The 21,881-nt window shown below is 71.5% G+C and carries 19 protein-coding genes and 1 riboswitch; of the genes, 11 read left to right on the top strand and 8 right to left on the bottom strand.

What is annotated here, in order from left to right; genetic code table 11:
* Nucleotides 1-27: 27 nt before the first annotated feature.
* A complete protein-coding gene (locus ACY35P_RS09830) occupies nucleotides 28-1,284 on the bottom strand; it encodes a multidrug effflux MFS transporter (protein WP_462115653.1) in 1,257 nt (418 codons plus the stop codon).
* A gap of 147 nt (nucleotides 1,285-1,431) precedes the next feature.
* On the opposite strand from ACY35P_RS09830, the gene ACY35P_RS09825 reads away from it, so the two are divergent.
* Nucleotides 1,432-3,300, top strand: a complete 1,869-nt coding sequence (locus ACY35P_RS09825; RefSeq protein WP_462115652.1) for an ABCB family ABC transporter ATP-binding protein/permease — start codon at nucleotides 1,432-1,434, stop codon at nucleotides 3,298-3,300.
* 203 nt (nucleotides 3,301-3,503) lie between these two features.
* Nucleotides 3,504-3,610: riboswitch (glycine riboswitch) on the top strand.
* Between the two features lie 106 nt (nucleotides 3,611-3,716).
* Complete coding sequence (gene gcvP, locus ACY35P_RS09820) at nucleotides 3,717-6,602, top strand: aminomethyl-transferring glycine dehydrogenase (RefSeq protein WP_462115651.1); 2,886 nt, start codon at nucleotides 3,717-3,719, stop codon at nucleotides 6,600-6,602.
* 67 nt (nucleotides 6,603-6,669) lie between these two features.
* Here gcvP and ACY35P_RS09815 read toward each other — a convergent pair whose 3' ends face one another.
* Both ACY35P_RS09815 and ACY35P_RS09810 read right to left on the bottom strand, forming a co-directional pair.
* A complete protein-coding gene (locus tag ACY35P_RS09815) occupies nucleotides 6,670-6,999 on the bottom strand; it encodes a KGG domain-containing protein (RefSeq protein ID WP_462115650.1) in 330 nt (109 codons plus the stop codon).
* Nucleotides 7,000-7,253: 254 nt separating this feature from the next.
* On the bottom strand, nucleotides 7,254-8,414 hold the full coding sequence (locus tag ACY35P_RS09810) for a GGDEF domain-containing protein (protein ID WP_462115649.1): 1,161 nt from the start codon (nucleotides 8,412-8,414) through the stop codon (nucleotides 7,254-7,256).
* 104 nt (nucleotides 8,415-8,518) lie between these two features.
* Here ACY35P_RS09810 and ACY35P_RS09805 point away from each other — a divergent pair, with 104 nt between their 5' ends.
* Nucleotides 8,519-9,991 (top strand): MATE family efflux transporter, encoded by a 1,473-nt coding sequence (locus tag ACY35P_RS09805; protein WP_462115648.1) that lies wholly within the window; start codon nucleotides 8,519-8,521, stop codon nucleotides 9,989-9,991.
* On the opposite strand, the gene ACY35P_RS09800 is transcribed toward ACY35P_RS09805, so the two are convergent.
* Nucleotides 9,969-12,629 carry an excinuclease ABC subunit UvrA gene (locus ACY35P_RS09800; RefSeq protein ID WP_462115647.1) on the bottom strand — a complete coding sequence of 887 codons (2,661 nt, stop codon included), beginning with the start codon at nucleotides 12,627-12,629 and terminating at the stop codon, nucleotides 9,969-9,971. The two genes, ACY35P_RS09805 and ACY35P_RS09800, sit on opposite strands and share 23 nt — an antisense overlap.
* 102 nt (nucleotides 12,630-12,731) lie before the next feature.
* Between ACY35P_RS09800 and modA the strand changes: the two genes are divergently transcribed.
* From modA to ACY35P_RS09785, 3 genes are read left to right on the top strand one after another with little or no spacing between them, the layout of a single operon-like run.
* Complete coding sequence (gene modA / locus ACY35P_RS09795) at nucleotides 12,732-13,502, top strand: molybdate ABC transporter substrate-binding protein (RefSeq protein ID WP_462115646.1); 771 nt, start codon at nucleotides 12,732-12,734, stop codon at nucleotides 13,500-13,502.
* Nucleotides 13,499-14,191, top strand: a complete 693-nt coding sequence (gene modB / locus ACY35P_RS09790; RefSeq protein WP_462115645.1) for a molybdate ABC transporter permease subunit — start codon at nucleotides 13,499-13,501, stop codon at nucleotides 14,189-14,191. Before modA ends, modB begins: the two co-directional genes overlap by 4 nt.
* Nucleotides 14,192-14,199: 8 nt before the next feature.
* Nucleotides 14,200-14,820 (top strand): ATP-binding cassette domain-containing protein, encoded by a 621-nt coding sequence (locus ACY35P_RS09785; RefSeq protein ID WP_462115661.1) that lies wholly within the window; start codon nucleotides 14,200-14,202, stop codon nucleotides 14,818-14,820.
* On the opposite strand, the gene ACY35P_RS09780 is transcribed toward ACY35P_RS09785, so the two are convergent.
* Nucleotides 14,817-14,999, bottom strand: a complete 183-nt coding sequence (locus ACY35P_RS09780) for a hypothetical protein (protein ID WP_462115644.1) — start codon at nucleotides 14,997-14,999, stop codon at nucleotides 14,817-14,819. The two genes, ACY35P_RS09785 and ACY35P_RS09780, sit on opposite strands and share 4 nt — an antisense overlap.
* A 123-nt stretch (nucleotides 15,000-15,122) precedes the next feature.
* Here ACY35P_RS09780 and ACY35P_RS09775 point away from each other — a divergent pair, with 123 nt between their 5' ends.
* Nucleotides 15,123-16,469 carry a CHASE3 domain-containing protein gene (locus ACY35P_RS09775; RefSeq protein ID WP_462115643.1) on the top strand — a complete coding sequence of 449 codons (1,347 nt, stop codon included), beginning with the start codon at nucleotides 15,123-15,125 and terminating at the stop codon, nucleotides 16,467-16,469.
* On the top strand, nucleotides 16,466-17,104 hold the full coding sequence (locus ACY35P_RS09770; RefSeq protein ID WP_462115642.1) for a response regulator: 639 nt from the start codon (nucleotides 16,466-16,468) through the stop codon (nucleotides 17,102-17,104). The genes ACY35P_RS09775 and ACY35P_RS09770 overlap by 4 nt, the downstream gene beginning before the upstream one ends.
* A gap of 6 nt (nucleotides 17,105-17,110) precedes the next feature.
* Here the strand turns inward: ACY35P_RS09770 and ACY35P_RS09765 are convergent, their stop codons facing one another.
* Nucleotides 17,111-17,830 (bottom strand): anti-sigma factor, encoded by a 720-nt coding sequence (locus ACY35P_RS09765; protein ID WP_462115641.1) that lies wholly within the window; start codon nucleotides 17,828-17,830, stop codon nucleotides 17,111-17,113.
* Nucleotides 17,827-18,318, bottom strand: coding sequence for an RNA polymerase sigma factor (locus tag ACY35P_RS09760; protein WP_462115640.1), 492 nt, complete (start codon nucleotides 18,316-18,318; stop codon nucleotides 17,827-17,829). Before ACY35P_RS09760 ends, ACY35P_RS09765 begins: the two co-directional genes overlap by 4 nt.
* A 120-nt stretch (nucleotides 18,319-18,438) precedes the next feature.
* Here ACY35P_RS09760 and ACY35P_RS09755 point away from each other — a divergent pair, with 120 nt between their 5' ends.
* The 3 genes from ACY35P_RS09755 to ACY35P_RS09745 all read left to right on the top strand — a co-directional run bounded on the left by ACY35P_RS09755 (nucleotide 18,439) and on the right by ACY35P_RS09745 (nucleotide 21,591).
* Nucleotides 18,439-19,638, top strand: coding sequence for a S8 family serine peptidase (locus ACY35P_RS09755; RefSeq protein WP_462115639.1), 1,200 nt, complete (start codon nucleotides 18,439-18,441; stop codon nucleotides 19,636-19,638).
* Nucleotides 19,639-19,739: 101 nt separating this feature from the next.
* Nucleotides 19,740-20,630, top strand: a complete 891-nt coding sequence (locus tag ACY35P_RS09750) for a hypothetical protein (protein ID WP_462115638.1) — start codon at nucleotides 19,740-19,742, stop codon at nucleotides 20,628-20,630.
* Between the two features lie 145 nt (nucleotides 20,631-20,775).
* The gene (locus ACY35P_RS09745) at nucleotides 20,776-21,591 is read left to right on the top strand and encodes a transporter (RefSeq protein ID WP_462115637.1); all 816 of its coding nucleotides are present in this window, start codon (nucleotides 20,776-20,778) and stop codon (nucleotides 21,589-21,591) included.
* Between the two features lie 97 nt (nucleotides 21,592-21,688).
* Here the strand turns inward: ACY35P_RS09745 and ACY35P_RS09740 are convergent.
* The coding region (locus tag ACY35P_RS09740; RefSeq protein ID WP_462115636.1) for an adenylosuccinate synthetase at nucleotides 21,689-21,881 on the bottom strand (193 nt) is incomplete at its 5' end.

Raw genomic sequence — 21,881 nt, 5'->3', positions numbered from 1 at the left:
GGCCGGCGCAATGCCGGCCCTTCCGCTTCAGGGCGTCGGAACGTCGGCGCCTTCGCAGCGCAGAGCCTGCAGCCGCGCCTGCCGCGCTTCCCATCGCCAGAACATATAGGCCACCGCACTCATCGCCGCGGCCGCCAGCGCCAGCCCGAGCGGATGGTGGGAGACCAGCGGCGAAACGATGCCGGCGATCACCGCATTCATCACTAGGCTGGTGAAGGCCTGCAGCGACGACGCCGAGCCCCGCTGGCGCGGATACATGTCGAGGATCGCCAGCGTCAGCACCGGGAACACCAGGGCGATGCCGAACGCGTGCAGCGTCATCGGCAGCACCGCCCACGGGATCGCCGGCACGGGCACCAGCGCGTTGTAGACGACGTTGTAGACCATCGCGATCGCGGTGGCCGCGAAGCCGATGCGCACCAGCCGATCGCCGCTCATGCGCCCCGCCGCCCGCCCGGAGACGAAGGCGCCGAGGATCATGCCGCCGATGGTGGGCACGAAGAACCAGGCGAACTGCGTCTGGTCGAGGTGCCGTCCGCGCAGCCGCAGCATCTCCAGCACGAAGACCGGCGCCGAGGCGATGTAGAGGAACAGCGCGCTGAAGTTGAACGAAGCGGCCGCCGCCAGCCGCTGGAACCGCGGATTGACGAAGATCGCCGCATAGCCGCGCAGCAGCGGACGCGGCGAGAACGGCAGCCGCGCGCCGGCCGGATGCGTTTCGGGCAGGACCGCCCATGTCGCGACCACGAGCACCAGCGCGAACGCGACCAGGAACCAGAAGATCATCGGCCAGCGCGTCCAGCCGAGGATCCAGCCGCCGATGACCGGCGCGATCGCGGGCGCGATGCCGAAGATCATCGACACCTGGCTCATCAGCCGCTGCGCATCCGGCCCGTGCAGCACGTCGCGGATCACCGCGCGGCCCACGATGAGCCCGACGCCCGACGACAGGCCCTGCAGCGCGCGGAAGGCGAGCAGGGTCGGCAGGTCCTTCGCCAGTGCGCAACCGGCCGACGCCACGGCGAACACCAGCAGGCCGCCGAGGATGACCCGGCGGCGCCCGATCGCGTCCGACAGCGGCCCGTGGACGATGCTCATCAGCGCGTACGCGACGAGGTAGACGCTGATCGTCTGCTGCATCGCGACCGGATCGGCCGCGAGCTGGGCGCCGATCGACGGGAACGCCGGGAAGATCGTGTCGATCGAGAACGGGCCGAACATGGCGAGCCCGCCCAGCAGCAGGGCGAGTCGTCGCGTCGGGAGCCGTGCGGTCGGCGGCGTCATGGGCGTCGGGGATCCGGCGCACTAGCGTAGCGCCGACGACGCGACGGACCGTGCCGCGGCGATCAACATCGCATCCCACGGCCGGTGGAACAGCCTGTCGGGCGCGCACGGGTTGTCCGCGCCCACCCCCGGCCTTAGCTTGGGACGATGGCCTCCCCCGATCCCCTCAGCGTCGCCGCGCGCGGCACGCAGCGCAGCGACTTCGGCATCCTCCGTTCGCTGCTGCCCTACCTGCGGCCGCACGTCGCGCGCATCGTCGTCGCCATCGGCTTCCTGCTGGTCGCCAAGCTGCTCGGCCTCACGGTGCCGATGATCCTCAAGCGCATCGTGGACTCGCTGGACATCCAGGCGAGCCTGCGCGCGATGCCGGTGGTGCTGCTGCTCGCCTACGGCGGGGCGCGCGTGGGCTCCAACCTGTTCACCGAACTGCGGCAGGTGGTCTTCGCCCGCGTGATGGCGCGCACGGCGCGCGAGGTGACACTCAAGGTCTTCCGCCACCTGCATTCGCTGAGCCTGCGCTTCCACCTGCAGCGGCGCACCGGCGGCGTGTCGCGCGACGTCGAGCGCGGCGGCACCGCGGTCACCGACCTGCTCGACTGGTCGATCTACACGATCATCCCGACCGCGATCGAGGTGACGCTGGTCACCGTCTTCCTCGTGGTGCGCTACGGTTGGGCGTTCGGCGCGATCACGCTCGCCACGCTCGCCGGCTACATCGCCTGGACGTTCGCGATCACGGAGTGGCGAACGCGGCATTACCGCGCGAAGGTGGAGGCCGACACGAAGGCGAACGCCCGCGCGGTCGACTCGCTGCTCAACTACGAGACGGTGAAGTACTTCAACAACGAGGCGCACGAGGCCGGGCGCTACGACGAGAACCTGCGGCACGTCGAGGAAGCGACGGTGATGAGCCTCAAGTCGCTCGCCGTGCTCAACGTCGGCCAGACCGCCGTGGTGTCCATCGGCGTCACCGCGCTGATGTGGCATGCCGCCGCGGGCGTCGTCGCCGGCCGCTTCACGCTGGGCGACCTCGTGCTGGTGAACGCCTACCTGCTGCAGCTCGCCGCGCCGCTCAACCTGCTCGGCATGATGTACCGCGAGATCAAGCAGGCGATGACCAACATGGAACGCCTGTTCGGGCTGCTCGACGAGAAGCTCGACGTGCAGGACCGGCCGGGCGCGCAGCCGCTGCAGACCCGCCAGGCCCACGTGCGCTTCGAGGACGTTCGCTTCGCCTACGATCCGCGCCGCGAGATCCTCAAGGGCGTGAGTTTCGAGATCCGCCCCGGGCAGACGGTGGCGGTCGTCGGCCACTCGGGTTCGGGCAAGTCGACGCTCGCCCGCCTGCTCTACCGCTTCTACGATCCCGACGGCGGGCGCATCAGCATCGACGGCCACGACCTGCGCGACCTCACCCAGGGCTCCGTTCGCGCGGCGATCGCGACGGTGCCGCAGGACACCGTCCTGTTCAACGACACCATCTACTACAACATCCTCTACGGCCGCCCGGATGCGACGCGCGAGGAGGTCGAAGCGGCGGCGAAGGCCGCGCACATCCACGAGTTCATCCTCGCCATGCCGGATGCCTACGAGACGGAAGTGGGCGAGCGCGGCCTGAAGCTCTCCGGCGGCGAGAAGCAACGCGTCGCGATCGCGCGCGCGCTGCTCAAGAACCCGGCGATCATGATCTTCGACGAGGCGACGTCCGCGCTGGACTCGCGCTCGGAAAAGGCGATCCAGGCGGAGCTCGAGCGCATCGCGCAGGGCCGCACCACGCTGGTCATCGCCCACCGGCTGTCGACCGTCATGAATGCCGACCGCATCCTGGTCATGGACGCCGGGCGGATCGTCGAGCAGGGCACCCACGAGCAGCTGATCGCCTCGCTCGGCCATTACGCGCAGCTCTGGCAGCTGCAACTCCAGGCCGCGCAGGACGACGGCGGCGCGGTCGCGCCGGCGTCGCCCGCCGCGCGCGCGCTGATCGAAGCGGGCGTGGCGCCCGGCGACGCGCCGTAGCGCGGAACGCCGGGGCCTGCGCGCCGCCGGCCCTGGGCCGCGGCGGCGTCGCTGAATCCACGCGGGCCGGGGCCTGACCGTCGGCCACGGGCCTCGCGCGGCCGGGCTACAATCGGCGCCGAAGCACCCGGTGGGAGAAGCGGGCACGACCCGCTGCCGAAGGCGCAATCGCCCGGAATCGCTCAGGCCCCATACCGCCGGCGTGTACACACTCTGGAGAGACCGGTTCGATCCGGCGCCGAAGGGGCAAGAAGCGCGCACCTCCCCCCCGCGCTTCCAAACTCTCAGGCAAAAGGACAGAGGGGCGCCCACCGGCCGCGAGGCCGTCGGGCGAGCGTTCGACCGCGACGCACGTCGCCGGCGATCGCCGGCAAGCCCCCTTCCCGCGGCCGCGCGCCGTGCCACGACTCTCCGCCATGACCCAGCCCGCTTCCCTCCGCGCCCTCGAGCACCACGACGGCTTCATCGAGCGCCACATCGGCCCGAACGATGCCGAGATCGCGCACATGCTGCGCACCGTCGGCCACGACTCGCTGGAGTCGCTGACCGACGCGATCGTCCCCGGGTCGATCAAGTCCGCCGCGCCGCTGGCGCTGCCGGAGGCCATCAGCGAGGTCGAGGCGCTCGCGAAGATCCGCGAGATCGCGTCGAAGAACACCGTCTTCCGCAGCTTCATCGGCCAGGGCTACTACGGCACGCAGACGCCGAACGTCATCCTGCGCAACATCCTCGAGAACCCCGCCTGGTACACGGCGTACACGCCCTACCAGGCCGAGATCTCGCAGGGCCGCATGGAAGCGCTGATCAACTTCCAGACGATGGTCGCCGACCTCACCGGCATGGAGATCGCGAACGCCTCGCTGCTCGACGAGGGCACCGCGGCCGCCGAAGCGATGACGCTGGCCAAGCGCTCGGCGAAGTCCAAGTCGAACGTCTTCTTCGTCTCGAACGGCGTCCATCCGCAGACGCTCGAGGTGCTGCGTACGCGCGCCGAGCCGCTGGAGATCGAGCTCGTCATCGGCGACGACGCGCAGGCGATCGACACCGATGCCTTCGGCATCCTGCTGCAGTACCCGACAACGTTCGGCGAAGTCCGCGACTACCGCGCGCTCGCCGACGCCGTGCACGGACGCGGCGGCCTCGTCTCGGTGGCCACGGACCTGCTCGCGTTGACGCTGATCCCGGCGCCGGGCGAATGGGGCGCTGACATCGTCGTCGGCAACAGCCAGCGCTTCGGCGTGCCGTTCGGCTTCGGCGGCCCGCATGCCGCCTTCATGGCCTGCCGCGATGCCTTCAAGCGCTCGATGCCCGGCCGCCTGATCGGTGTCTCGATCGACGCCGAGGGCAAGCCGGCCTATCGACTGACGCTGCAGACCCGCGAACAGCACATCCGCCGCGAGAAGGCCACGTCGAACATCTGCACCGCGCAGGTGCTGCTCGCGGTGATGGCGAGCATGTACGCCGTCTACCACGGCCCGGAAGGGCTCGAGCGCATCGCCCGTCGCGTGCACCGGCTCGCGGCGATCCTCGCGGCGTCGCTGCGCAGCGCGGGCGTGCAGGTCGGCGCCGAGTTCTTCGACACGCTGCACGTGGGCGGGGTCGACGCGAAGGCGGTCCACGCGCGCGCGGCCGAGGCCGGTATCAACCTGCGCCCGATCGACGACGCGAGCGTCGGCATCAGCCTGGACGAGACGACGACGCGCGAGGACGTGATCGCCCTCGCCCGCCTGTTCGGGGCCGACATTGGCGACATCGACGCGCTCGATGCGGCGACAGCTGACGCGCTGCCGCAGGGCCTGCGTCGTGCGTCGGCCTTCCTGCAGCATCCGGTGTTCAACACGCATCACAGCGAGCACGAGCTGCTGCGCTACATGCGCGCACTCGCCGACAAGGACCTGGCGATGGATCGCACGATGATCCCGCTGGGCTCCTGCACGATGAAGCTCAACGCCACCGCCGAGATGATTCCGGTGACGTGGCCGGAGTTCGCCAACATCCATCCGCTCGCACCGGCCGACCAGGCCGCCGGCTACGCCCAGCTCATCGCCGAGCTTGAGCAGATGCTGGTGGAGTGCACGGGCTACGACGCGGTCAGCCTGCAGCCGAACTCGGGCGCGCAGGGCGAATACGCCGGCCTGCTCGCGATCCGCGCCTACCACCGCGCCCGGGGCGAAGGGCACCGCGACATCTGCCTGATCCCCGAGTCCGCGCACGGCACCAACCCGGCGTCCGCGCAGATGTGCGGCATGACGGTCGTCGTCACCAAGTGCGACGCGAATGGCAACGTCGACGTCGAGGACCTGCGCGCCAAGGCCGAGAAGTATTCGGCCCGCCTCGCCGCCCTGATGGTCACCTACCCGTCCACGCACGGCGTGTTCGAGGAAGCCATCGTCGAGATCTGCGAGATCGTGCATTCGCACGGCGGTCAGGTCTACACCGACGGCGCGAACATGAACGCGCTGGTTGGCGTCGCGAAGCCGGGCAAGTGGGGCTCGGACGTCAGCCACCTCAACCTGCACAAGACGTTCTGCATTCCGCACGGCGGCGGCGGCCCGGGCGTCGGCCCGTGCGCGGTGAAGTCGCACCTGGCCCCGTTCCTGCCGCGCGCCTTCGGTGGCGAAGGCGATGTCGGCATGGTGTCGGCCGCGAGCTTCGGCTCGGCCTCGATCCTGCCGATCAGCTGGATGTACATCACGATGATGGGCGCCGAGGGCCTGCGCCGCGCGACCCAGGTGGCGCTGCTCAATGCCAACTACGTCGCCAAGCGCCTGGAGCCGCACTATCCGACGCTGTACTCGGGCCGCAACGACCTCGTGGCGCACGAGTGCATCCTCGACCTGCGCCCGATCAAGGACGCCACCGGCATCTCCGCCGAGGACGTCGCCAAGCGCCTGATCGACTTCGGCTTCCACGCGCCCACCCTGAGCTTCCCGGTGGCCGGCACGCTGATGGTCGAGCCGACCGAAAGCGAATCGCTGCACGAACTCGACCGCTTCATCGACGCGATGATCCAGATCCGCGACGAGATCCGCGCGATCGAAGACGGCCGCCTGGACCGCGAGGACAATCCGCTCAAGCACGCGCCGCACACCGCGACGGCCGTGACCGCCAGCGAATGGATGCATGCGTATCCGCGCGAGCTGGCCGCGTTCCCGCTTGCGACGCTGCGGCTGCAGAAGTACTGGCCGCCGGTCGCGCGCGTGGACAACGTCTACGGCGACAAGAACGTCTTCTGCACCTGCGTGCCGATCGAGGCGTTCGCCGGCGAACCCGAAGCGTTCAGCGAGCCGAACGTGATGTGACCGCTTCGGTGTCGAAACAAAAAAAGCCCCGCGCGATGCGGGGCTTTTTCTTTGGGCCGGGATGCGATCAGCGACCGCCGCCGCCGTTGTTGCCGCCGCGACCACCGCCGTTGTTGCCGCCGCCGTTGTTGACCTGGTTGCCGCCACCGCTGGCCTCGCCGCCCTTCCGGCCGATCTCGGCCATGTGCTCGCGATCCCGGCTCACGGCCTCGCCGCCCTTGCGTCCGGCTTCGCGTGCTTCGCGCGAATTGAATTCATGCGCGTTGCCGCTTTCGTGCGAGGCGCGGCCGCCCTGCGCGGCGATCTCACGCTGGCGCTGCGGGTCCATGCCGAAACCGCCGCCGTTGTTGCCACCGTTGTTACCGCCGTTGTTACCGCCCTGGTTGTTGTTCGCCATGGTGTTTCTCCCGTTTCTCGTTCTTGTCGTGGGTGTCGGAAATGGTCGTCCACTCCCCGACGAAAGCCACCGCGTCCTGCAGGGGCTGTCGTCGCGCGGTCCGCCGGATCGGTGCAGTCGATCTCGCTGCTCCGGGAACGGTTTCGACACTAGGGCGCGGCGCGTTACCCGCACGGCATTGTTTCGTGGTCGCGGCGTGCGCGGCGCGGCGATCGTTCGGTTCGCTTCAGCGTCGTGCGTACCGCGTGCAGGCGTCAGTCGTCGCTACGGACGCGATCGCGCCCCTGCTGTTTCGCCGCATACATGCGCTGATCCGCCAGAAGCACGTCTTCGAGCGCCTCGCTTCCGGTGCAATGCGCGGCGACGCCCGCCGAGAACGTGACCGCGACGCCGTCGATCGCGGCCTGGCGGATGCTCTGCAGCAGGTAGTCCATGCGGATACGCGCTTCGTCGATGCGGATGCCCGGCATCAGCAGCAGGAATTCCTCGCCGCCCCAGCGCGCCAGCGTGTCGCGCGCGGGCAGGACGCTGCGCGCGCGGCGGGTGAACTCGCGCAGCACGGCGTCGCCCCGAGCGTGGCCGAGCCGGTCGTTGATGCGCTTGAAATGGTCGAGATCGATGATCGCCACGCAGAACGGCGCGCCTTCGGCGTTCGAACGCTGCTGCTCCTGCGCGAGGCGCTCGATCATCCAGCGCCGGTTGGGCAGGCCAGTCAGCTCGTCGGTGGTCGCCAGCCGCTGCACTTCGGCGAGGGCATCGGACAGCTGCCGGCGTTGCGCGCGGAGCGTGCTGCGCAACGTCGACAGGCGCGCGGCGATCACCGCGAGCGCCGGCAACGTGATGAGCACCAGCAGGAAATTGATGAGGTCGACCGGCAGGGCGGCCGAGGGCGGCACGTCGCGCCAGGGCGGCGGGTCGACCACGAGGTATGCGGCGACGCCGCCGAGGCTCGCCAGCGCGAAGGTCGTGAGCACGGCGATCTGGCGCCAGCGCAAGGCGAACGCGCCGAAGGCGAAGATCACCAGCAGCGGCAGGAGCGCGACGGTGCGCATCGGGCCGCAGATCACGTAGCCCCAGTCGACGGCGAGAATGCCCATCGCGATCTGCCACTCGGTGAGCGCCGGGTCGCGCAGCCGCTCGCTCCAGCCGCTGCGCAGCGCGACGTAGGCCGTGGCGAGCCCGACCGCGATGAACAGGCACCAGGCGAGCAGGCGCCCGACCGTCATCCAGCCGCCGTCGATGCCGAAGGCCATCAGCGCGCCGCAACAGACGTAGACGGCCGCCGCGGTGACCCATTGGACGAGGCGGATCGCGCGGCGGCGGTCGCGACTCATCACCAGCGCGACCGCAGCGGACGCGAGCGCCCGCAGGCGCAGGGCGGGTGGCGCGTCGGCGATGGCGGTGATCCGGTCCATGGGCGTCTCGGCGCTGAGCCGGAGGGTTAACGACCGCACGGCGCCGTTCTGGAGTGCGCGCGGCGGTCACGCGGCGCCCGTAGCCTGCCGACAGGAGGAATCGAATGACGAAGAAACCGGATCTCACGCAGGGCCCGATCGCCCGCACCCTGTTCATGTTCGCGCTGCCGATTCTCGGCGGGAACGTGCTGCAGTCGCTCAACGGGTCGGTGAATGCGGTCTGGGTCGGCCGGTTCCTCGGCGAACAGGCGCTCACCGCGACGGCGAACGCGAACAACGTGCTGTTCCTGTTGCTCGGCGCCGTGTTCGGCATCGGCATGGCCGCCAGCATCCTGGTCGCACAGGCGATCGGTCGCGACGACCTTGCGCAGGCACGCAGCGTGATCGGGACCAGCGCGACGTTCTTCATCTCGCTCTCGGTGGCGATCGCCGCGGTCGGCATGCCGTTCTCCCGGCACCTGCTCGCGTGGATGGACACCCCGCCCGCGGCGTTGCCGTACGCCGAGGCGTACCTGCGCATCATCTTCCTGGCGCTGCCCTTCCTCTACGCGTTCACCTTCATCACCGCGATCCTCCGCGGCTCGGGCGACGCACGCACGCCGTTCTTCTTCCTCCTGCTCACCGTCGCGCTCGACATCGGGCTCAATCCGGTGCTGCTGTTCGGCCTCGGGCCCGTGCCGCGCATGGGCATCGCCGGTGCCGCGACCGCCACCCTGATCGCGAACGCCGTCAGCCTCGCCGCGCTGCTGTTCTGGTTGCGACGCAAGCGTCACCGGCTCTGGATCGGGCGCCACGAGCGCGGACTGTACCGGCCGAGCCTGCCGGTGCTTCGATCGCTCATCGCCAAGGGCATTCCGATCGGCCTGCAGATGATGCTGATCTCGGTCGCGATGCTCGCGATGATCACGATGGTCAACAAGCATGGCGTGGCGACCGCGGCCGCCTACGGTGCCGCCCTGCAGCTCTGGACCTACGTGCAGATGCCCGCGATGGCGATCGGTGCGGCCTGCTCGTCGATGGCGGCCCAGAACGTCGGCGCCGGTCGCTGGGACCGCGTGCACCAGACCGCGCGCACCGGCGTTCTGTTCAACTTCCTGATGACGGGTGCGCTCATCGTGCCGCTGATCGTGTTCGACCGTCACACGCTCTCGCTGTTCCTCCCGGACGCCAGCGACGCGCTCGCGATCGCACGCCATCTCAATCCGATCGTGGTGACCTCGTTCCTGTTCTTCGGCGTGACGTTCGTGCTGTCCGGCGTGGTGCGCGCGACCGGCGCCGTGCTGCCGCCCCTGCTGATCCTCGCGGTGGCGCTGTGGGGCGTGCGCGTGCCGTTCGCCTCGCTGCTGCAGTCGCGAATGGGCGCGGACGCGATCTGGTGGAGCTTCCCCGTGAGCGCCGTCGTGGCCATGACGGGCGCTGCCCTCTATTACGTCTTCGGCGGTTGGCGCCACGCCACGCTGATGCGGCAGGGGCACGACGAGGTCGCCGTGCCGTCCGAGGTGCCTGCGCAGCCGCCGTCGCCGATCGCCGACGTGGCGAGCTGCGACGAGGCGGCTACCGGCCCGGGCGGCCCATGAACGCCGCGAGGTAGGGCGCCGTCCGGCTCGTCGTCGATGCGGCGATGGCTGCCGGCGGCCCGCAGGCGACGAGCGCACCGCCCTCCTCGCCTGCACCGGGGCCCATGTCGATCACCCAGTCGCTCTGTGCGACGACGCGCATCTCGTGTTCGACCAGCACGACGGTGTTGCCCGCGTCGACCAGCGCGTGCAGCTGCGCCATCAGGCGATCGACGTCGGCGGCGTGCAGGCCCGTGGTCGGTTCGTCCAGCACGTACAGGCCCTGGCCGCGCGTATTGCGCTGCAGTTCGGTCGCGAGCTTGATGCGCTGCGCCTCGCCACCCGAGAGTTCCGTCGCCGGTTGGCCCAGCCGCAGGTAGCCCAGGCCGATGTCGCGCAGCAGGTGCAGGGGCCGCAGCACGGGCGGTTCGTCGGCGAAGACCTCGCAGGCGTCCTCGACGTTGAGCGCGAGCACGTCCGCGATGCTGCGCCCGTTCCAGCGCACCGCGAGCGTCGCTTCGTTGTAGCGCGCGCCGTGGCAGCTCGGACACGGGGCGTAGACGCTCGGCATGAAGAGCAGTTCGACGCTGACGAAGCCTTCGCCCTCGCACGTCCCGCAGCGGCCCTTCGCGACGTTGAACGAGAAGCGGCCGGCGTCGAACTTCTTCCTGCGTGCTTCGGGCGTGGCCGCGAACAGCTTGCGGACGTGGTCGAACAGCCCGGTGTAGGTCGCGAGGTTCGACCGCGGCGTGCGCCCGATCGGCTTCTGGTCGACGCGCACCAGCCGGCGGATCGCGTCGATGTCGCCCGACAGGTGCCCGCGCGTGCGCTGCACCACGTTCGGGCCGTCTTCCGCTGCCGGCTCGTCCTCCTCCGGCTCGTGGCCGAGGTGCCCGCAGACGAGCTCGACGAGCGCCTGGCTGATCAGGCTCGACTTGCCCGAGCCGGACACACCGGTGACGGCGGTCAGCACGCCCAGCGGGACGCGCGCATCGAGGCCGTGCAGGTTGTTGCGGTGGACGTCGCGCAGCTCCAGCCACTTCGATGGCGATCGACGCGGCCGCGGCGCGGCCTGCACGCGGTCGAACAGGTAACGCGCGGTTTCGGAGGCCGCGACCTCGGCGAGCCCGTCCGGCGCGCCGCTGTAGAGCACCTCGCCGCCGCGCTCGCCTGCGCCCGGCCCCACATCCACCAGCCAGTCCGCGCGTCGCATCATTTCGAGGTCGTGCTCGACAACGAAGATTGAATTGCCACCCGCGCGCAGCTGCGCGAGCGCTTCGAACAGGGCCTCGCTGTCGGCGGGATGCAGGCCCGCGGACGGCTCGTCCAGCACGTAGACGACCCCGAACAGGTTCGACCGGATCTGCGTGGCGAGGCGCAACCGCTGCAGCTCGCCGGGCGACAGCGTGGGCGTCGTGCGGTCCATCGACAGGTAGCCGAGGCCGAGGGCCTGCAGCGTGCCGATGCGCGCGACGAGGTCCGCCGCGATGCGCTGTGCGGCGATGCGCTTCTCCTCCGACAGCGCGGGGGTTCGGTGCACGTCGGGCGCCGCGGCGTGCGTCGCTTTTCCGGCGGCCGCACGCTGGGCGCGATCACGTCGGGTGGCGTCGGCGCCTCGAGGGTCGGCGCTCGCGCCGCCGCCTTCGTCGAATCGGCCGTCCGCGATCGGCCGCAGCAGGTCCGCGAGCCGGTTGAACGACAACTGCGAGAGCGTGCCGATGTCGACGCCGGCGAAGGTCACCGACAGCGCCTCGCGCTTGAGCCGTTTGCCATCGCAGACCGGGCACAGCGTGCCGGTGAGGAACCGCGCCACGCGCCGCTTCATCAGCGCGCTCTGCGTGGTCGCGAAGGTGTGCAGGACGTAGCGCCGCGCACCCATGAACGTGCCCATGTACGCGGGCTCGGTCCTGCGCTTGAGCGCGGCACGCGTCTCGGCCGGCGTGAAGCCCGGATACACCGGCACGCTCGGCGCTTCCTCGGTGAAGAGGATCCAGTCGCGGTCCTTCTTCGGCAGGTCCTTCCAGGGACGGTCGACGTCGTAGCCGAGCGTCACCAGGATGTCGCGCAGGTTCTGTCCGTGCCACGCGGGCGGCCACGAGGCGATCGCCTTCTCGCGGATGGACAAGGTCGGGTCCGGCACCATCGAGTCCTCGGTGACGTCGTAGACGTGGCCGAGGCCGTGGCAGTGCGGGCAGGCGCCCTGCGGCGTGTTCGCGGAGAAGTCCTCCGCGTAGAGCATCGCCTGCCCCGGCGGATACGTGCCGGCGCGGGAGTACATCATCCGCACCAGGCTCGATAGCGTCGTGACGCTGCCCACGGTGGACCGTGCACTCGCGGTGCCGCGTTGCTGCTGCAGCGCGACGGCGGGCGGCAGGCCTTCGATCGAATCGACGTCGGGCACGCCGACCTGGTCGATCAGGCGGCGCGCGTACGGCGCCACCGATTCGAAGTAGCGGCGCTGCGCCTCCGCGTACAGCGTGCCGAACGCGAGCGAGGACTTGCCCGAGCCCGAGACGCCGGAGAACACGACGAGCGCGTCGCGTGGAATGTCGACATCGACGTCGCGCAGGTTGTGCTCGCGCGCGCCGCGCACGCGCACGAAGGCATCGCGGGGCGTGCGGTCACCGGGGGTGTCGGCGGAGCGGGCGTCGCGTCTCATGCAGTCCTCGGGGAAAGCGGCTGAATTGGACGCCGCCGGCAGCGGTGACCGGGTGAAGGGTGCATCTGCTCTAATGCCGCCACCTTACGATTCGCCCGCCCGATGCGCCCGCCGGCACGCCTCGTCCTCTTCCTCGCCGCCCTGCTCGCCGCGCTGCCGGCGATCGCCGGTGCGCCGCTGACCGTCTTCGCGGCGGCGAGCCTGAAGGAGACGCTGGACGAGGCCGGTGCGCTCTATGCGCGGACGCAGGGCACGGCCGTGCGCACCTCCTACGCCGCGAGTCCCGCGCTCGCGCGCCAGATCGACGCCGGTGCACCGGCCGATGTCTTCGTGTCCGCCGACCGGGACTGGATGGACTACCTGCAGGCGCGTGGCCGGATCGAAGGGCGCACGCGTGGCGACATCGCGGGAAATGCGCTGGTACTGGTGGCGCCCGCGCAGGCCGAGATGCCCGAGGTCCGGCTTTCGCGTGGCGTGGACCTCCGATCGCGGCTCGGTGCGGATGGCCGCCTTGCGCTCGCGCTCACGGCGAGCGTTCCGGCGGGGCGCTATGCGCGTTCGGCGCTCCAGACCCTCGGCGCGTGGGACCGCGTGCGCCCGCGCGTCGTCGAAGCGGAAAACGTCCGTGCGGCGCTGCGCCTCGTCGCACGCGGCGAGGCCGCGCTCGGCGTGGTGTACGCGAGCGATGCGCAGGCGGAACCGGGCGTGCGCGTGGTCGGACGATTCCCGGCGTCGAGCCACCCCCGCATCGTGTACCCGGCGGCACGCGTCGCCGCGAGCCGGCATCCACGGGCGGCCGCGTTCGTCGCCTGGCTGCGCACGCCGTCCGCGCAGGCGGTGTTCCGGCGCCACGGCTTCCTGCCGCCCGGTTGACGATGCTCGGGCCCGAGGAGACGACCGCGATCCTGCTCAGCCTGAAGGTCGGGGCGTTCGCGATGCTGCTCGGCCTGCCGGCCGCCATCGCCGTGGGTTGGCTGCTCGCGCGTCGACGCTTCCCGGGGCGGCTTCTCCTGGACGTGCTGGTGCACCTGCCGCTGGTGCTGCCGCCGGTGGTGACCGGCTACGGCCTGCTGCTCGCCTTCGGACGGCAGGGTGCCGTCGGCGCGTGGCTGCACGACGTTTTCGGCATCGACTTCGCCTTTCGCTGGACCGGCGCGGCACTCGCCGGGGCAGTGATGGGCTTTCCGCTCATGGTGCGGGCGATCCGGCTGTCGATCGAGTCGGTCGACGCGCGCCTCGAGAACGCGGCGGCCACGCTCGGTGCGTCGCCGCGTCGCGTCTTCACGACAGTGACGTTGCCGCTGGCGTGGCCCGGCATCGTCGCGGGCGCCGTGCTCGGCTTTGCGCGCGCGGTGGGCGAGTTCGGCGCGACGATCACCTTCGTGTCGAGCATTCCCGGCGAGACGCAGACGCTCGCGTCCGCGATCTACGGGTTGCTGCAGGTGCCGGGCGGCGAGGATCGGGTGCTGCGGCTGTGCCTGGTGTCGGTCGCACTGTCGTTCCTCGCGCTGCTCGTCGCTGAAGGACTGGCGCAGCGCCAGCGTCGCGAGGTCGCGACGTGAGCACGCCGTTGCATCGCATCGACGTCGCGATCCGCCGCGGCAGCTTCGAGCGGCAGGTCCGGATCGGGAGCGATGCCCGCGTGCTGGCGCTGGTGGGCGCCTCGGGCAGCGGCAAGACGTCGCTGCTGCACGCAGTCGCCGGCCTGCTGCGGCCGGTGCACGGCCGGATCGCGATCGGCGAGGAGACGTTGTTCGACAGTGCGCGGGGCATCGACGTGCCGGCCCACCGTCGTCGCATCGGCTACGTCTTCCAGGACGGGCGCCTGCTGCCGCATCTGGACGTGCGACGGAACCTGCTCTACGGCGCACCGGCGTCCGGCGGGCCACATCCGTTTGTGTTCGACGACGTCGTCGCCCTGCTCGCGCTGGACGGGCTGCTCGCGCGCCGGACCACGGGCCTCTCCGGCGGCGAAGTGCAACGCATCGCGCTCGGCCGCGCCCTGCTCTCCCAGCCCAGGCTGCTGCTGCTCGACGAACCGCTCGCGATGCTCGATGCGGATCGGCGCGAGGAACTGCTGCCCTACCTGCAGCGCGTGCGCGACGAGAGCGGGCTGCCGATGATCTACGTGAGCCACGTCGCCGACGAGGTCGCCCGCATCGCCGGCGACGTGCATCGCATCGCGCCCTAGCGCCGGGCGCTCCGCGAGACGATGAAGCCGAGCGCGGCGAGCGCCGCCACGACCAGGACGCCGACGATCAGCCGCTCCTCGAACAACGCGCCGAGCATGCTGCAGCCGGAACAGGCGAGCGCGGGCACGAGTGCCGCGGCGGGGCGCAGGCGGCGGAGGCTGAGGCGTTCCTGGCGCATGGTCGGCTCCTTCGAAGCGGGCAGCGTAGCGCGAGGGCGTTAGCCCCGGGTCGCCATCGCCGGCGCGCGCCGGAACCGGCTAACCTGCGGGTCGAGCCCGAACGCAACGGTCCCATGTCGCCGATGTCCCGATCCAGCGCGGCCGTCCTCCTCGGCCTGGCCCTGTTCGTCGTCCTCGCCGCGGTGGGCTTCGTCACCATCGGTTCCGTCCAGGAGGCCAGCCAGGCCCGCGACCGCGCGCGCGATGCGCTGCTGACCGGCACCCGCCTGCTCTCTTCGGTGCTCGAGGTGGAAACCGGCCAGCGCGGCTATGTGCTCACCGGCGACCCCAGCTACCTCGCGCCGTACTACGACGGCATCCGCGAGGCGCCGCAGCTGGTGGAGCGCTTCCGCAGGCAGGTCGCCCACATGCCCGAGCTGCAGACGCTCGCGATGCGCATCGAGGCGAACGTCGCGCGCCGTATCGACATCTCCCAGCGCGTGGTCGCCGAGCGCCACGATGCGGGCGGCGACGCCGCCTTCCGCCTTGCGGTGAAACTCGCCGGCCGCAACGTCACCCAGGCTCTGCGCTCCGACATGGCCAATGTCGATGCACGGCTCGAAGCGTCGATCCAGCGCTGGGATCGACGCGCGACGGGCATCAGCCGCGAGGCGCGCTGGGCCGCGATCGCGCTCACGCTGCTCGGCACCGTGCTGATCCTCGCGAGCGTGATCGTGCTCGAGCGCGAGCACGACCGTCGCCATGAGGCGGAAGTGGCGCTGCAGGACGCGAACGCACGCCTGGAAGCGCGCGTGCTGGAGCGCACGGCGGAACTCGAGCAGGCGCGCCGCCAGTTGCAGACCTTCGCGCGCCGACTCGATCGCCAGGTCGAGAGCGAACGCCGGCGCCTCGCCCGCGAAGTGCACGACCAGCTCGGGCAGGTCTTCACCGCACTCAAGCTCACGCTCACGCATACCGCGTCGAAGCATCCGCAGGCCGCCGAGCCGCTGGCGCAGGCGATCACGCTGCTGGACGAAGGCGTCGTCACCGCGCGCCGCATCGCCAGCGAGCTGCGCCCGCCGCTGCTCGACGACCTCGGCCTGGGGCCGGCCATCGATCATCGCGGGCAGCGCTTCCTCGAGGAAACGGGCGTCGCCTGCGACGTCGACGTGCACGAGACCGACGGACTCAGCGCCGAGCAGTCCGTCCAGCTGTTCCGCATCGTGCAGGAGTCGCTGACGAACGTCGCGCGCCACGCCGCGGCCTCGCGCGTGCGCATCGAAGGCCGCGTGGACGGCGCCATGTACCGCCTGAGCGTGGAGGACAACGGCCGCGGCATGGCCGAGCCACGCCCGTCCTCGCTGGGCATGCTCAGCATCCTCGAGCGCACACTGCTGTCCGGCGGCGCACTCGTGGTGGATTCCGTGCCCGGCCGGGGCACCCGCATCGAAGTCCGCCTGCCCGTGCTGGCGCAAGGAGAGACCGCATGAAGCTGCTGATGATCGAGGACCACCCGGTGATGCGCTTCGGCGTGCGCCAGTTGGTGCAGCAGCAGTGGCCGACCTGCGAATTCGTCGAGGCGCCGACACTCCAGGCGGGCGTCGAACACGCACGCCACGCGGCCTGGGACCTCATCCTGCTCGACCTGTCGCTGCCCGATTCCAACGGCATCGAGGGGCTCGTGCGCCTGCGGCGCGTGGTGCCGTCGATCCCGGTCCTCGTGCTGAGCATGCACAACGAGTCGGCGTACGCCGCCCGCGCGCTGCAGTCGGGCGCGTCCGGCTATGTGACCAAGGAGCACGCCACGACGGAGTTGCTCACCGCGATCGACCGCGTCGTGCGCGGCGGCCGCTACCTCACGCCGTCGCTGGCCGAACGGCTCGTGGGCCTGCTCGCCGGCGAACGCGCTCCCACGCTGCCGCACGAAGCGCTGAGCACGCAGGAATACCGCGTGCTCCTGCTCATCGCGAGCGGAAAGGCCGCGGGCGAGATCGCCGAGACCATGCACCTGTCGGTGAAGACCGTGGGCACCTATCGCGCGCGGATCATCGAGAAGACGGGCCTGTCGAGCACCGCCGAGATGGCCCGCTACTGCGTGCAGCACGGTCTCCTCGTCGATGCCTGACCGCCGTCAGCGCCAGCCCGCGGCCTGCGCCGCGCGTTCCTGCGCGGCATCGAACGCATCGCCCTGCATGCGCGCCTCGATCGCCGCGCCCAGCTCGGGTGGCAGGCCGCTCGCCGCCTGGCGCAGGTCCTCCGTCGTCCCCGTCGGCTGACGGCTGACCACCGGCAGGACCCAGCGGTCCCCGTCGCGACAGGCGAGGCCCGCCAGCCCCGTATCGCGGGTCGCGAAGCTGCGGCAGACGCGGCCGTCCACGGCCCGGAAGGTGAGCCCGACCGCGACGCGGGACCCTGCGTCGGGCGTGGACGCCAGGAGCGTATCGAGGCTCGCGTCCAGCGTGCCGCGCGCGACGAGGTCGGCGCCCTGCGTCGCGACGTCGCCACCCGGCATGCGCCACCAGCCCACCAGCGCGGCGGCTGCGACGGACGCCGCGAGCGCGATCGCCGGGGCGCGCCACCGCGCCCGTGCCGGGCGTGGGCGCATCGGGACGACGCGCGAATCGTTGTCCGCCTCGGCGGAGCGTTGCAGCAGGTCGAGCAGGCGCGCCGGTGGCGGCTCCGCCAGCACGGGATCGTACGCGCCGCGCAGCGTCGCGCGCAGGCGGCGTTCGCGCTCGACGCGGGCCGCGACCAGCACGTCGGCGGCCATCGCCGCCTCGATGCGCGCGGCATCCTCGCCGACGAGTTCGCCGTCGACAAAGGCCTGCACGTCCTGATCCGAAATCTTCATGTCGATTCGCCGAGTTCCTGCTGGAGGGCGGCGCGTGCCCGCGCCAGTCGACTGGTGACGGTGCCGACCGGCACGGCGAGCACGTCGGCCGCCTCCCGGTACGACAGGCCCTCCACCAGCACGAGGGCCACCACTTCGCGTTGCTCCACCGGCAGTGTCGCCATGGCAGTCGCCACCGACATCGCATCGGACTGCCGCTCGATCGCCGCCTCGCCGATGCCTTCGCCCGCTTCCTCGGGAGCAAAGATCTTCGACCGGCGGGACCGCGCGCGCAGCTCGTCGAGCCAGGCATTGCGGACGATGCCGAACACCCATGCGTCGAGCCGCGCGTCGGGCCGCCACTGGTCCGCACGCATCAGCGCACGCTCCAGCGCGATCTGCACCAGGTCGTCCGCATCCGGGGCGTGGCCGGTCAGCGTCCGCGCCAGGCGACGCAGTCGCGGCAGCAGATCGGTCAGGCCCTGGCGGATGTCGACGGTCTGATTCACGCGTTCACAGGCTCTACGTCTGGAGAGCCCGTTTCCTTCCCGCGGTGTCGCGGACGCGGTAACCGGGCATAAAGCGGGCCGATGCTAGCATCCGGCCCGCTTCGTCCCCGGGGACCATCCATGCGTGCTTTCCTGCTCGCCGCACTCGCGTTGCTGGGCCTGTCGACGCCGCTTCAGCCGCTGCCGGCGCAGGGGCTCGGCGGTGCATTGCAGGGCCTGCCCGCACTGCCGTCCGCGCCCCTCGGCATCGGGCGCGTGCTCGATGCACCGCCGCTGCGGGGCGTGCTGGAGGACGTGCGCCGCCTGCAGGTGCAGGACCTCGTGCGCACCGAGCGCGCACGCGTGGACGTCGATGCGCGCGGCGCACCGGTGCTGCGCTACGAATACCTGGTGGTCGCGCCCGACGCGCCACTGCTCGCGGCCGTGGCCGGTGCGGGGTTCGACGTGGTGCGCCACACCGACGAGGGCCGCGAGCTCGGGTTGGACATCGTCGTGCTCCACGATCGTCTGCGCCGCGACGCGCGACGCGCGATGCGCGACCTGCAGGCCGCCGCCCCCGGCGCCGAATTCGCCTACCAGCACGTGTACCTGCCGGCCGGCATCGCGACGGGGCCGACCGATGCGTCGCCGTCCGCGCCGTCGTCCGCACGCGTCGGGCTGATCGACGGTGGCGTCGACGCCTCCGTGCCGGCGCTCGCGGGCGTCCGCGTGCTGCGTTCGGGCTGCGAGGGCCGCACCGTGCCGCAGGCGCACGGCACCGCCGTCGCCGTGCGCCTTTCGGGCGGCACGCGCGACACGCTCTACGCGGCCGACCTGTGGTGCGGCGATCGCGTGGGCCGCGCGACGCTCGGGCTCGTCGAAGCGCTGTCGTGGATGGCACGCGAGCGCGTGCCCGTGATCAACGTCAGCCTGGTGGGCCCGGACAACCCCGTGCTGGCGCGCGCAGTGCGCGCGATGGTTGCGCGCGGCCATGTCATCGTCGCCGCGGTCGGCAACGACGGGCCCGCCGCGCCACCGCTCTACCCCGCCGCGTATGCCGGCGTGATCGGCGTCAGCGGCGTCGACGCGCGCCTGCGCGTGCTGCCCGAGTCGGCGAGCGGGCCGCAGGTGGATTTCAGCGCGGCCGGCGTGGTCGACGGGCGCCTGCGCGGGACGTCGTTCGCCGCACCGCTGGTCGCGCGCGTCGCGGCGCGTGCGGTCGATGCGCCGTCGCCGGACGCCGCCGCCGCCGCGCAGCGCGCGCTCGTCGCGCATTCGCGCGATCTCGGCACGCCCGGCCGCGACCCCCGGTACGGCGACGGCTTCGTCGCCGCTTTCTGAACGTTTTCCGAACCGATCCGCTCCCGTCGGGAAGGATCGCGGGGCGCGCTTCGTAGAGCCAGCAGACACCGCGGATGGTCCGCGGCACTGGAGATACGAACATGCGCAGCACCCTTCTTGTCTCGACCCTCCTCGCCTCCGCCCTGGCGGTCGCGCTTCCGGCGCAGGCCCAGCTGCTCGGCGGCGGCGGCGCGATCGGCGGCGGCCTGACCGGCGGCATCGGTGGCGCCGTCAACAGCACGATGGGCCGCGTCGGCGGCAACGTCGGCGGCATGGTCAACGCGCGTGCCACCGGCGCGACGGACGCCCTCGGCCGCGTCGACGCGGCGCGCCAGCGCGCCACCGAGCGCGCGCAGCGCGTCGCGCAGCGGGCGACCGCAGCGGGCAACGGCATCGTCGACCGTGCGGTCGCCACCATGGGTTCGGCCAGCGGCATGGCGTCGGGCAGTGCGACGGGCGCGGGCTCGATCGACGTTTCGCGTGACGGCGTTTCGGCCGGCGGCGCGGGCTCGGCGCAGGGCACGCTCGACGCGGCGGGGACCGTGAACCACGGGCTGGAAACCGCGCGCGATCGCGCCTCCACGGCGGGCCAGCGGGGCCTCGACGTCGCCACCGGCGTCGTCGCGAACGGCCGCGCCGCGGCCACCACGGCCGCGTCCGGTGCGACCGGCCAGCTCCGACGCGGCGTGGATGTCGCCGGCACGGCCGCAGCCGATGCGCGGGGCAGCGTCGAGGGTTCGGCGCGCGGCATGGCCCAGCGTGCCCAAGGCAGCGCCGATGGCGTGCTGCAGGGCGGTGCCTCCGGCAGCGGCGCCGGCTCGACCTCCGGCGATCTGAGCGGCGATGGCGCCACCGCAGGCGGCAACGGCAACGGCAAGGCGCGTGCGAATGGGGCTGCCGAGGCGAATGCCCGCGTTTCGCGCGACGGCGCCTCGGCGGACGCCTCCGCGAGCGGCCGCGCCCACGCCCGCGGCTCGCGCAACGACGACTGATCGCCGCATACACGGCACCGCGCCCTGGAGCCCCCCAGCGCGGGGAGTTCCGAGCGTCGCGATGACGGGCTGGCGTCCGCCGTCGCCCGGCGCGTTCCTCCCGTTTCCAGCGACCGGTCGCCGACCGGTCCACCGGACTTCCCGCATGAAGACCACCCTGCTTCTGGCCGCCTTCGCCTGCGCCGCTCCGCTCGCGCATGCGGCGGACCATCGCTTCAACGTCGGCACGGGCGTCGAGGCCTCGTCCGGCAAATACGGCACGTCCTCCACGACGCGCATCGTGTCGGTGCCGCTCAGCGCGGGCTACACGCGCGGGAAGTGGTCGCTCAAGGCGAGCGTGCCGTGGCTGCGCGTCGACGGCGATGCGAACGTCGTGCCGGGCCTCGGCAGCGTACCGAACTCCAATCCGCTCGGCCGTGGCCGCACTGGCATTCCGATCCTCGACGGACCGCAGGCGCCCGGCACGCCCGCGGCTGCGCAACGGGGACGCGCATCCGGCGTCGGCGACCTGCGCCTGGCCAGCACCTACACCATCGGCGGCGACAATGCCGGCGTGGGCCTCACCGCGAACGCGAAGATCGCCACGGCCAACCAGGACAAGGGGCTCGGTACCGGCGCGAACGACTACGGTGCCGCGCTCGACGCGTACCGCAACGTCGGGTCGACGACACTGTTCGGCGGCGTGGGCTACACGCGCTTGGGGCAGTCGCGTTACATCGACGTCGAGTCCGCCGCGAACGCGAACGCGGGCGTGAGCGTCGCCGCGGGGCGCGGACGCGTCGGCGTGCAGTACGACTGGCGCGAAGCCGTGGCGCGCACCAGCGAAGCGCGCCGCGATGCCACCGGCTTCTACAGTCGACCGGTGGGTGGCGCGAGCGAAGTGCAGGTCTACGCGTCGAAGGGCGTCGGCGACGGCAGCCCGGACTGGACCGCCGGCGTCGGGTTCAACGTGGGCTTCTGAGGATTTCCGGCGTCGGCCGCGCGCGCCTGGTGCCGCGTGGATCCCGGAAACGAAAAGCCCCCGCATCGCGGGGGCTTTTTTTGTCGCTCGCGCCGGCTCAGGCGAACGGATCCTCGAGCACGATGGTGGCGTCGCGGTCAGGGCCGGTCGAGACGATCGCGATCGGGCACCCGGCGAGTTCCTCGAGCGAGCGCAGGTACGCACGCGCGGCCGCCGGCAGCTTGTCCCCGGGGGTGAGCACGCTGAGGCGGTTCTTCACGTCCTGCAGGACGTTCAGCACGAGATGGTGC

Source organism: Lysobacter xanthus (assembly GCF_047159895.1).
This window is presented reverse-complemented; position numbering and strand designations above follow the sequence as displayed.

Coding starts and splice junctions, on each gene's coding strand:
- modA (WP_462115646.1), top strand. CDS start 12,732: ATGCGCCCGCCGGCACGCCTCGTCCTCTTCCTCGCCGCCCTGCTCGCC.
- ACY35P_RS09830 (WP_462115653.1), bottom strand. CDS start 1,284: ATGACGCCGCCGACCGCACGGCTCCCGACGCGACGACTCGCCCTGCTG.
- ACY35P_RS09745 (WP_462115637.1), top strand. CDS start 20,776: ATGAAGACCACCCTGCTTCTGGCCGCCTTCGCCTGCGCCGCTCCGCTC.
- ACY35P_RS09780 (WP_462115644.1), bottom strand. CDS start 14,999: ATGCGCCAGGAACGCCTCAGCCTCCGCCGCCTGCGCCCCGCCGCGGCA.
- ACY35P_RS09775 (WP_462115643.1), top strand. CDS start 15,123: ATGTCCCGATCCAGCGCGGCCGTCCTCCTCGGCCTGGCCCTGTTCGTC.
- ACY35P_RS09765 (WP_462115641.1), bottom strand. CDS start 17,830: ATGAAGATTTCGGATCAGGACGTGCAGGCCTTTGTCGACGGCGAACTC.
- ACY35P_RS09750 (WP_462115638.1), top strand. CDS start 19,740: ATGCGCAGCACCCTTCTTGTCTCGACCCTCCTCGCCTCCGCCCTGGCG.
- ACY35P_RS09770 (WP_462115642.1), top strand. CDS start 16,466: ATGAAGCTGCTGATGATCGAGGACCACCCGGTGATGCGCTTCGGCGTG.
- ACY35P_RS09825 (WP_462115652.1), top strand. CDS start 1,432: ATGGCCTCCCCCGATCCCCTCAGCGTCGCCGCGCGCGGCACGCAGCGC.
- ACY35P_RS09805 (WP_462115648.1), top strand. CDS start 8,519: ATGACGAAGAAACCGGATCTCACGCAGGGCCCGATCGCCCGCACCCTG.
- ACY35P_RS09815 (WP_462115650.1), bottom strand. CDS start 6,999: ATGGCGAACAACAACCAGGGCGGTAACAACGGCGGTAACAACGGTGGC.
- ACY35P_RS09755 (WP_462115639.1), top strand. CDS start 18,439: ATGCGTGCTTTCCTGCTCGCCGCACTCGCGTTGCTGGGCCTGTCGACG.
- ACY35P_RS09810 (WP_462115649.1), bottom strand. CDS start 8,414: ATGGACCGGATCACCGCCATCGCCGACGCGCCACCCGCCCTGCGCCTG.
- gcvP (WP_462115651.1), top strand. CDS start 3,717: ATGACCCAGCCCGCTTCCCTCCGCGCCCTCGAGCACCACGACGGCTTC.
- ACY35P_RS09800 (WP_462115647.1), bottom strand. CDS start 12,629: ATGAGACGCGACGCCCGCTCCGCCGACACCCCCGGTGACCGCACGCCC.